The organism is Hydrogenovibrio sp. (assembly GCF_049975065.1).
Lineage (GTDB): Bacteria > Pseudomonadota > Gammaproteobacteria > Thiomicrospirales > Thiomicrospiraceae > Hydrogenovibrio.
The window spans coordinates 1-7,566 of the sequence record NZ_JBNGDN010000094.1 but is presented as its reverse complement, the minus strand read 5'-3'; the positions used below and the strand labels follow the sequence as shown (position 1 = coordinate 7,566).

Genomic DNA, 7,566 nt, shown 5'->3' with positions numbered 1-7,566 from the left:
TGCGATAACTCGGTTTTCACACAGCCGACCACCGCACATTGCTGATAATCATGCGTTTGAATCGCAATCCCGGCCAGGTCACGGGTTTTTGACAAAGCGCCATCCGCGCCCACCACCAAACGGGCTTGCAGGCAATCGCCCTTATCCAATTCCACCCAGGCCTGGTCATTGTCCAGTTTCAAATCCTGTATGGATTGACCCACAATGCAATGCAGATTCGGGTAGTTTGGCATTTGCTCCCAGAGCGCGGCTTGAATCACATTATTTTCGACCACATAGCCCAGATTCGGTTCTTGAATTTCCCGTGCATCAAAGTGCACGGCCGCCTCGGAAATCGATTCCCAGACGTGCATATCGGTAAACGCATGACCGCGACGGCGTTCGATGCCTGCCCAGGCATTCAAATGTTTCAGAATATTTTCCGACGCACGCGTCAGGGCACTGACCCGGGTTTGATAAGGCGCGTCATCCGACCATTCCAACGACGGTGCCTGGCGCTCCAACAAGGTGACGTCAAAACCGGCTTGCGCCAGCCCCAGCGCCACCGTCGCACCCACCATGCCGCCACCGACAATCACCACATCGGTTGACGTCGGTGCTTTTTCTGTTTTCAACGGTTCCGTCACGACGACACCCCCATGGTCATTTTGGTGAATCGCTTGCGCAAACCGGGCAAAGCGTTCATCGCCATTAAACCCAAGCCGCGTAAATGGCCGACCACCGGCGATTCCACTTGAAACAGCTGGATTAAGCCATCGGTCAGCCCCATGATTTTTTCATGATGCTGAGCGCGTTCCTGCGCATAACGCGCCAAGAAATTTTCATCCCCCAAATCGGCGATCTCCATCTCACCGTCTGGCATCCTTTCCAGAAACACCGCCACATCTCGAATGCCCAGATTCAGGCCTTGCGCCGCTACCGGATGCTGAGTATGAGAAGCGTTGCCCATTAACACCGCACGGTCGGCATAAAATTTGGGCACATAGGTTTCCGTCAATGGGTAGGCCACGCGCTCACTGACGTGCACAAAACCACCAAACCGCTCCCCCATGCGAGCCGTAAACTCGCTGATAAAGTCGGCATCACTCAGGGCTCGCACACGATCGATATCGTCTTTCGGCACCACCCAGACCGCTTTACTTTCATGACCGTGCATCGGCAACAGCGCCACTGGCCCTTGCTCGGTAAAGCGCTCGAAGGCCCAGCCGTTTGGATGCTGTTCGGATTCCATTTTGGCAATCACACCAAAGGCCTCATACGCCTTGGTTTCAATGGGTAAATTCAAACAGTTTCGCACCGTGGATTCGGTGCCGTCGGCCCCCACCACCAAGGCCGCTTCATAATGGCTGTTTCCGTCCGGCGTGATCAACGCTACTCGACGGCGATTCCCTTGAATCGACAAATCCACCAGGCCTGACTCGGACAGCAGCGTCACGTTCGGGGTGTTTTGCGCAGTTTGCCATAACACTCGCCCCAAATCGGACGCCGTCACACTGTAACCCAACGCCGGCACGCGCATCTCGTCGGCGTGCAATTGCGTCAATCCCAAATAACCTTTTTGCGACACATGAACGTGCTGGATGGGCGTCGTCATCGGCTCCAACTCAGACCAAATATTCAACGCTTTCAGCACCTGAACGGAACCATAGGTCAAGGCCAGCACTCGCCCGTCAAAGGAACCGGTTTCGCCTTTTTCAAACGCGTTTTTTTCCGCCAGCACCACCGAATGCCCCGCCTGACCTAAACCAATGGCCAACAATAAGCCCACCGGTCCGCCCCCAGAAATCAATACATCTGTTTGATTCGTCGCCATGCCTTATTTCCCCTCATGCTATGGTACTGACCGCGCGTTAACGCTGCGCCATCCAGCTTTCAATCTCGTCCACCGTGCGCGGCAGGCCTTGCGTGAGAACCTCATGCCCCTGCTCGGTCACCAGCACATCGTCTTCAATGCGAATACCGATGCCGCGATAGGCGTCCGGCACCGCTTCGGCGGTTTTGGAAATATACAACCCAGGCTCCACGGTCAGCACCATGCCAGGCTGCAAACAACGCCACTCACCCTCTTGTTTGTAATCGCCGACATCATGCACATCCATGCCCAGCCAATGGCTCGTGCCGTGCATAAAGAACGCCTTGTAAGCTTCCTGTTCAATCAAATCGTCAACCGTGCCACTTAAAATGCCCAACGATACCAACCCCTCGGTCAACACCGCCACAGACAATGCTTGCAACTGATTGTAAGGCAGGCCTGGGCGAATCGCGTTAATCACAGTCTGTTGCGCCTTGAGCACCAGCTTATAAAGCGCCGCTTGTGGCGGCGTAAAACGGCCATTCGCCGGATAAGTATGAGTGATGTCTCCGGCATAACCGGCGTATTCCGCCCCCGCATCGACCAGCACCAACTGACCGTTTTCGATGCAGGCATCATTCTCGGTGTAATGCAGAATGCAGGCGTTTTCGCCTGCCGCCACTATGCTGTTGAAGCCGACGCGCGGCGATCCGGCTTGTTTGAAACCGTTTTCCAATTCCGCCTGCACTTGGTATTCATAGCGCCCCGGCGCAGCCGCTTTCATGGCGGCTAAATGCCCGGCCACCGACATTTGCGCCGCTTGACGCATCCATTCGATTTCTCGGGCGGATTTAAACAATCGCATTTCATGCAGAATACGATCAAAATCCAACAACTGGCTCGGTGCCTGCACGCCTTTACGCGCTTTCGCTTTTTGCGCCCCGACCCAACCGGATACCCAATCCGACCAATGCGCCAGCTCGGCGAAGCTGAACACCAGGTGCTCCGCCCCTTCCACCAATTCGTTCATCTGTTCGTCAAACTCATCAATTGACCAGGCCTGGTCGATTTTCAAGCGGGCGGCGGCGGCCTCAACCCCTAGGCGACGTCCCTGCCAAATCTCCTGTTCCTTGTCCTTTGGGCGCAAAAACAGATGCGTTTGGCAAATCTCAGCCGTCTTCACCAGCACCAACACACTGTCGGGTTCGCTGAAACCGGTCAAATAAAAAAAGTCGGACGAGGGACGAAACGGGTATTCCACATCACGGTTGCGAATCTGCTCTTCGCCAGAAGCCACAAAGGCAACAGACGGTTCCGGCAGTCGATCCAATACCGCTTGGCGGCGCTCAATAAACGGTGTGTAATCCTGTGTCATCAGTGTAAGGTATCCGTGGGCGCGTCCTGCATCACAATGGGCGAACCTTCGACTGGGTTCAGGGCTTCATTCAAGGTTAAAACACCGATTTTGACAAACTCGACCAACTCCATAAAATCCGCCTCATCTTCGTCCGAAATCTCGTCCAGACCGCTGATTTCAATGCGCGCTATGTCACCGAAATCACGCAACAGCTCTCCCAAATCCCCCGTCAATTTGGACTCGGACTGACCCGCCAGCCCCAACCCATACAAAAAGCCTTCGCACCATTGCCCGATCATGGCCGCTCGCCAAGACAAGGGTTCGCTTTCATCCGGCAAACACATGGTCAACTCAAACCCCGATCCGTTGAGGGTCTTATCAGTTTCCAAATACAACTCATGCAACAACACCAACAAGCTTTCCTTAACCGTTTTCACCTCGGCTTCTTCCAGCAAACGCTTAATCCACACGGCCTCGCGCAAGTCGGCATCACCGCACATCAACCCCGCCAGCATCCCCTGCAGAAAGGAAGGTGATTCCAATTCCGGGTGAACTTTCAAGGCATTATTTAATTGATCAAAATCCATTCTTCAGACATCCTTATTAAGCGTCTATCGCCAAAAGCAAAACGCGGTCGAAACATGCTCGTTTCACAGCGGGATTAAAAGAAAAAAATCATAACACGAGCCGAGCGCGGAACCAACCAGACCCCTTGCAAATGCGGATGACAAACCCGCTTGAAATGCGTACCATATAAAGCTTAAATAAGCCTAAACATTCAAAACAACGCCACGGGAACCCAAATGCTGACTTTATCCTTAATGAATCACACCTTTGAAGTGCCCTGCGAGCCTGAAGACCATGAACGGCTCATCGAAGCCGCCACACTGTTGGAAGACAAACTCGACCAGGTCACCAGTCTAAAAGGTGAAAGCAAAGTGCTGATGGTGGCTTTGAACCTCTGTTACGACTATCTGCAAATGAAACAAGACACCACTCAATATTGCCTGCGCCTCGATCATCAACTGGAAACCGCCATGTCACAGCTCAACGAAAGCGCCGAAAAAAAGGACGATTAACGGCCTCCCCCTATGCAAAACCCTGCAAATTGTTATAATGGAGTCAAACGGGCTAGGTTCAAATCCCCTGCCGATAACTATGACCTTGGGGCCAGAAACGCTAGACGGTGTGCCGCTCGCTTATGTCCGAGAAGCCTAAGTCTTTTGTGGAGGCTGCCACCTGAACTTAACGGTTCAGGGATAATGGCCTAGCCCGTTCCCTCATTCGTCCAATCGACACTCGCGCCCTGCCACCTCAAGTGTTCAACACACCGATCTCCACCATGAATTTACGCCAAACCTGCCGCCAGAAACGCCGCCAACTGTCGCAAGCCGAGCAACAACAGCACGCCCGACAAGCCTGTCGCCATCTATTGCGCTCTGCTTGGCTGCAACGCCCAAAACGCATTGCGGTTTATTTGCCTCAGGACGGTGAACTGAGCACGCTGCCGCTGATTCAAGCCCTTTGGCAACGTCACCACCAAGTCTATCTACCGGTTTTACAAACCCTGCGCGGTCGCCACATGGCCTTCGCCCGCTATCAACCGCAAACGCCCATGAAGCCCAATCAGTTCGGCATTGTCGAACCGCACCTGCCCCACCAGCAGCATCGCACGGGCCAACAACTCGATTTAGTCATTATGCCGCTCACCTGTTTTGACGAAAGCGGACACCGCATCGGCATGGGCGGCGGCTTTTACGACCGCACTTTTCAGTTCAAACAGCGCCCGAACGCCGTGCCCAACCGCCCGCGACTGATTGGCTGGGCACACGAATGCCAAAAAGTGGCCACCATCGCCGCCGCGCCTTGGGACCTACCGATGGATGCACTCATCACTGAAAAGCGGCTTTACCGCTTTCGCTGATCGCTCAAAAACTGGGAAGCAGGGAGAATCGCCAGAGCTAGCAGCCTGTCGGACTTAAGCCAATCGGCTGCAAAAAAGCTGGATTTGGCCATTTTTTGCCCAATTTTTCGTTAAATAGCGGGCTATTCGCCTCAAAATTGAACAAAAACTGACTCAAACCAGACTTTTTTTCGCTTCGATCATTTAAGTTCGACAGACTGCTAGCCATTCACTCCAACGGCCGTAAAAAGAGTTGGTAACCGACATTATCCTGCTCGCAAACAAACGGATAACCGAGATTTTGAAGGTAAGACTCAAACTGCGCTTTCTGATGCGGTGGCACCTGCACCCCGACCAGCACGCGACCGTAAGCGGCACCGTGGTTGCGGTAATGAAACAAACTGATATTCCACTCTTCGCTCATCTGAATCAAAAACTGCAACAAGGCTCCAGGGCGCTCAGGAAACTGAAAACGATACAGCAACTCATTCGCCACGCCTTTGGCGTGACCGCCGACCATAAAACGCAAATGCAACTTCGCCATTTCATCTTCGCTGAGGTCTTCCAAAGCGTAATCACAGGCGTGCAGCTGCTTGACCAACTGCTCCTTTTCCGCCTGCCCGGCTTCGGTGCGCACCCCGACAAACACTATCGCTTTATCAGGGTCGGAATAACGGTAATTGAATTCCGTTATGGCGCGACGATCGCCCAACAGCTCACAGAACTGTTTAAAACTGCCCGGACGTTCGTCAATGGTCACCGCAAAAATCGCCTCGCGTTTTTCACCGATTTCGGTCCGCTCGGAAATATAGCGCAGCCCATCAAAGTTCATATTGGCACCGCTGACAATCACCGCCAAGTGTTTGTCCACCACCCCTTTTTCGTCAACGAACTTTTTCATGCCCGCCAGCGCCAAAGCACCGGCCGGCTCGGCAATGGCGCGGGTATCCTCAAAAATATCTTTTACAGCGGCGCAGATTTCATCGGTTTTCACCGTCACCATTTCATCCACACAGGTCTGGGCAATCCGAAACGGAATTTCACCGGCCTGTGCCACCGCCACCCCATCGGCGAAAATGCCGACTTTATCAAGTTTCACCCTTTCACCGGCTTTTAACGCCGCCGTCATGCAAGCGGCATCTTCCGGCTCGACCCCCACCACACGGGTCTCCGGCGACACCTGTTTGATCACCGCCGAAATGCCCGCAATCAGACCGCCGCCGCCGACCGGCACAAAAATCACATCAAACGGCTTGCTTTGACGCAACATCTCCAAAGCGATGGTGCCTTGTCCAGCGATCACATCCTCATCATCATACGGTGGAATATAGGTATAGCCATTTTCGTCACACAATTTTCGGGCATGCGCCGCGGCCTGGTCGTAGGCATCGCCGTGCAACACCACTTCGCCACCCAAATTACGCACCGAATTGACTTTGATCAACGGCGTGGTGCGCGGCATCACTATGACGGCCTTTATCCCCATCCGGCTCGCTGATAACGCCACACCTTGGGCGTGATTCCCAGCCGATGCGGCAATCACCCCGCGAGCTCTTTCCACTTCGGTCAACTGATACAAACGGTTATAAGCCCCGCGTAACTTAAACGAAAATACCGGTTGCAAATCTTCACGTTTGAGCCAAATATGATTGCGCGTTCTATGCGAAATCAACGGGGCTCTTTCCAGAGGCGTTTCGTCGGCCACATCGTAAACAGGGGCTTTTAAAACACGGCGTAAAATGGTTTCCGGCATGGTCATTCCTAGGTTACTCGACTGAACGGCCCGAAAAGGTTTTCAGACATCCAAACGTTAAAAAATAGGCTCAATTATAACAAAAGCCAGGCCTGACCACTTTAGCGTTTTCTTTGAAATCCGACCCAGCCACTCGTAATCGCCTGGATGAGGACATCGAGTCACAATGGTTTATGGAATCAAGAGACATCCAAAGGCACCCAAGAGGATGCCCTTATGAACGACTTAGGACAGGACAGGGTTTCTTCATTTTTCCGCAAGCTTAACGCCAGACTTAAACAGACTTTTTCAAGGGTATTTCTCAAACCGTTTACTTAAAATACGTCGAAATTATCACATGTGTACCACGATTAACAAACAGCCTCTATCTACTTGAAAGGAATCAACGATGCGTCCGACACCCCTTTATTTTGCCATTCTATCCGCCATCTCCACCGCTGCCATCAGCCCCAATACCTTCGGTGCTGAAACCGCCAAACTGAAAAAAATCACGGTGGAAGTTCAGGATGACATCCAACCGCAAGCCGATACCGTCGCCACCGAGTCGCTGCTGAACACCGGCAACAGTGAAACCGGTGCGGTGTTGCGCGAAATCAACGGTGTTACCGCCTCCCGCAAAGGCGGACATGGCCTGGACCCGCAAATTCGCGGTCAACAATATTCTCAGCTAAATGTCTTGCTGGACGGTGCCAAAATCGCTGGCGGTTGCCCGAACCGAATGGACCCGCCATCCTCTTACGCCGAAGTCTCGTCTTATGATG

8 protein-coding genes are annotated in these 7,566 nt (G+C 53.1%); 3 read left to right on the top strand and 5 right to left on the bottom strand.

Translation table 11 applies throughout. The features are described 5' to 3' along the window. From ACP5D0_RS09305 to ACP5D0_RS09290, 4 genes are all read right to left on the bottom strand, one after another. Nucleotides 1-626: FAD-dependent oxidoreductase (locus tag ACP5D0_RS09305; RefSeq protein WP_472365476.1), on the bottom strand; the 626-nt coding region annotated here is incomplete at its 3' end. After that, the gene (locus ACP5D0_RS09300; RefSeq protein ID WP_472365475.1) at nucleotides 623-1,813 is read right to left on the bottom strand and encodes a UbiH/UbiF/VisC/COQ6 family ubiquinone biosynthesis hydroxylase; all 1,191 of its coding nucleotides are present in this window, start codon (nucleotides 1,811-1,813) and stop codon (nucleotides 623-625) included. The genes ACP5D0_RS09300 and ACP5D0_RS09305, both read right to left, overlap by 4 nt. 37 nt (nucleotides 1,814-1,850) lie before the next feature. After that, on the bottom strand, nucleotides 1,851-3,167 hold the full coding sequence (gene pepP, locus ACP5D0_RS09295) for a Xaa-Pro aminopeptidase (RefSeq protein WP_472365474.1): 1,317 nt from the start codon (nucleotides 3,165-3,167) through the stop codon (nucleotides 1,851-1,853). After that, the gene (locus tag ACP5D0_RS09290) at nucleotides 3,167-3,736 is read right to left on the bottom strand and encodes a UPF0149 family protein (protein WP_472365473.1); all 570 of its coding nucleotides are present in this window, start codon (nucleotides 3,734-3,736) and stop codon (nucleotides 3,167-3,169) included. Before ACP5D0_RS09290 ends, pepP begins: the two co-directional genes overlap by 1 nt. Before the next feature lie 216 nt (nucleotides 3,737-3,952). On the opposite strand from ACP5D0_RS09290, the gene ACP5D0_RS09285 reads away from it, so the two are divergent. Next, nucleotides 3,953-4,228 (top strand): cell division protein ZapA, encoded by a 276-nt coding sequence (locus ACP5D0_RS09285; protein ID WP_472365472.1) that lies wholly within the window; start codon nucleotides 3,953-3,955, stop codon nucleotides 4,226-4,228. Between the two features lie 263 nt (nucleotides 4,229-4,491). After that, entirely contained in the window at nucleotides 4,492-5,073 is a 582-nt protein-coding gene (locus tag ACP5D0_RS09280) for a 5-formyltetrahydrofolate cyclo-ligase (protein WP_472365471.1), read from the top strand. A 208-nt stretch (nucleotides 5,074-5,281) separates the two neighbouring features. Here the strand turns inward: ACP5D0_RS09280 and ilvA are convergent, their stop codons facing one another. After that, nucleotides 5,282-6,805, bottom strand: a complete 1,524-nt coding sequence (ilvA, locus tag ACP5D0_RS09275) for a threonine ammonia-lyase, biosynthetic (protein ID WP_472365470.1) — start codon at nucleotides 6,803-6,805, stop codon at nucleotides 5,282-5,284. A gap of 388 nt (nucleotides 6,806-7,193) precedes the next feature. Here ilvA and ACP5D0_RS09270 point away from each other — a divergent pair. Next, the coding region (locus ACP5D0_RS09270) for a TonB-dependent receptor plug domain-containing protein (RefSeq protein WP_472365469.1) at nucleotides 7,194-7,566 on the top strand (373 nt) is incomplete at its 3' end.

Coding starts and splice junctions, on each gene's coding strand:
- ACP5D0_RS09280 (WP_472365471.1), top strand. CDS start 4,492: ATGAATTTACGCCAAACCTGCCGCCAGAAACGCCGCCAACTGTCGCAA.
- ACP5D0_RS09285 (WP_472365472.1), top strand. CDS start 3,953: ATGCTGACTTTATCCTTAATGAATCACACCTTTGAAGTGCCCTGCGAG.
- ilvA (WP_472365470.1), bottom strand. CDS start 6,805: ATGCCGGAAACCATTTTACGCCGTGTTTTAAAAGCCCCTGTTTACGAT.
- ACP5D0_RS09290 (WP_472365473.1), bottom strand. CDS start 3,736: ATGGATTTTGATCAATTAAATAATGCCTTGAAAGTTCACCCGGAATTG.
- ACP5D0_RS09300 (WP_472365475.1), bottom strand. CDS start 1,813: ATGGCGACGAATCAAACAGATGTATTGATTTCTGGGGGCGGACCGGTG.
- pepP (WP_472365474.1), bottom strand. CDS start 3,167: ATGACACAGGATTACACACCGTTTATTGAGCGCCGCCAAGCGGTATTG.